Genomic DNA, 1,821 nt, shown 5'->3' with positions numbered 1-1,821 from the left:
GTGTGTTGTAAAGGGTGTTAATTTCTCAAGGATTGATTTTTTTCTCCTTCACTCTTATTTTTTAGAAGTGTTTCAATGTATATTTTTATCATCCGGAATATAACATCTCGATGCTTTATCAGTTCATACAGAGAAAAAAAATATTTTATCCTCAGATATTAGTTTATTACACACATCTTGATAATTGTCTGTAAGACAAGAGGTATAATAAAGTAATCGTGTTACGCCATCCTCCAGACCATTTAAATAATCTACGACCCCCTCTTTAACTCCAGCTAACGCTTTATCTAATCGCACTGCTAGCTCTTTATCGGTTCCAATTTTCCTAATGATTTCTTCGTTGTAATACATAATATATCCCTTTAGTTTAATGCGTTTATCTTCTTATACGAAAACATTTGATCAAGTGATCATGCTCTCACTTTTGTTAAATAGGGAAAAAGATTACTCTTTATCATCTTGATGGATGAATGGGCTTAAATAATTAACGTGGTAAATATAAAACTGGATTATCAGTTGTTTATTATTTTGATTGGCTTATTTTCCGATTTCAAAGTGCGTCCGGAGAAGTAATCACGCATTCCAACCCGTCCTGCACCTCTCTCACTTAAATTACATTATTATTTGTTCTTTTTGGACGTCCTTTGTTGTAGGAGAGGGGGGAGAGCATGTGGCTGCAGAGGAATTCTGCGAGGCGCTTTCCAGTTTCTTTCGAAGTCAGTTGCTGGATAAATCCACAGTAATAAAATAGCGGCGCACCTGCAAAATCAGGTGCCGGGATTGGCGTCCTGATTACACACGAGAAATGATGTTGATACGTCAACTATCATCAGGTTCGTTCACACTTTTGAAAGCTAGCGATATAATCCGCAGACTCAATTATGGTGGGCTGAACCGGGGCTTCTTTTGAAGCGCCGATTTTCCCGTGTGGGTCGGTACGCCAAACCGGTTCAGTCTGCCACCTGAGTTGGCGTTCGGGTGGAGATAACACCATTTCACACGGAGTCATGAACAAATGGAACATAACAATTTTTCTCAGTTTTACAGCGAACTCTCCCTAAACCCCGATCTCCCCACCCTGGCTGAGCGCTGCGAACTGCTCACCGAAATCCTGCTCGACTGCAAATCACTCCCGCAAACGCAGCCCGTATGCCGTTGCCTCGGGGCATATCTGGAAGAGGTTAAAACCGGCCTCACGGAATCCATGCGTGATTTTCAGATAGTGGAATTTGAAGACGAAGCGGAACAACCGCGACAAAAAGAGTGGCTGCTGGAAGATACCGAAACGAAATGTGACTACTGCCGGGCGCTGAATCATGTGCTGCTGGTGTCGCATTTTGACCGCGACATGCTGCCGCATCTGACGGGGCTACTCCATGACATTACGCATTCTATGGCCACAGATGTCGTTGCGCCTCAACGTGCAGAAACGGTAATTCACATTATTTCCTGAGTGTAGTTTGTGGCGTCTGGGGTAGGCCCCTGACTTGACCCTTTTTCTTTGATGTCAATGTAAAGTATTGATTTATGTGATGCGAATTTACGTACCAGAAAAAAGGGTTTTATGCGGGAAAGTTGATTATTTTCTTTTCTAACAATAAGATGGCGTAGTTTCCTTTCAGTTCACTGCCGTACAGGCAGCTTAGAAATTGAGGGGCTTTCCGCTAGCCGATTCACCAGCGTTCACTGCCGTACAGGCAGCTTAGAAACCCGCTTTCACTTGCCCGGTAACGCCTGTTTTCGTTCACTGCCGTACAGGCAGCTTAGAAATGTTAATGGCGAAGAAGATTCCAAACGCGGAAGTTCACTGCCGTACAGGCA

2 protein-coding genes and 1 CRISPR repeat array are annotated in these 1,821 nt (G+C 43.3%); of the genes, one reads left to right on the top strand and one right to left on the bottom strand.

All coding sequences use genetic code 11. From position 1 onward, the window contains the following. Nucleotides 1-123: 123 nt before the first annotated feature. On the bottom strand, nucleotides 124-351 hold the full coding sequence (locus tag IM273_RS18700; RefSeq protein ID WP_193051755.1) for a hypothetical protein: 228 nt from the start codon (nucleotides 349-351) through the stop codon (nucleotides 124-126). 664 nt (nucleotides 352-1,015) lie between these two features. Here IM273_RS18700 and IM273_RS18695 point away from each other — a divergent pair. Next, nucleotides 1,016-1,453 (top strand): hypothetical protein, encoded by a 438-nt coding sequence (locus IM273_RS18695; protein WP_193051756.1) that lies wholly within the window; start codon nucleotides 1,016-1,018, stop codon nucleotides 1,451-1,453. Nucleotides 1,454-1,621: 168 nt separating this feature from the next. Beyond that, nucleotides 1,622-1,821: direct repeats of the CRISPR family, unit length 19 nt; unit sequence GTTCACTGCCGTACAGGCA.

This window comes from Enterobacter cloacae complex sp. P13B, from assembly GCF_014895915.1.
GTDB classification, from domain to species: Bacteria; Pseudomonadota; Gammaproteobacteria; order Enterobacterales; family Enterobacteriaceae; genus Enterobacter; species Enterobacter bugandensis.
The sequence above is the reverse complement of the archived record's forward strand: the minus strand, read 5'-3'. Positions and strand labels throughout refer to the sequence as shown.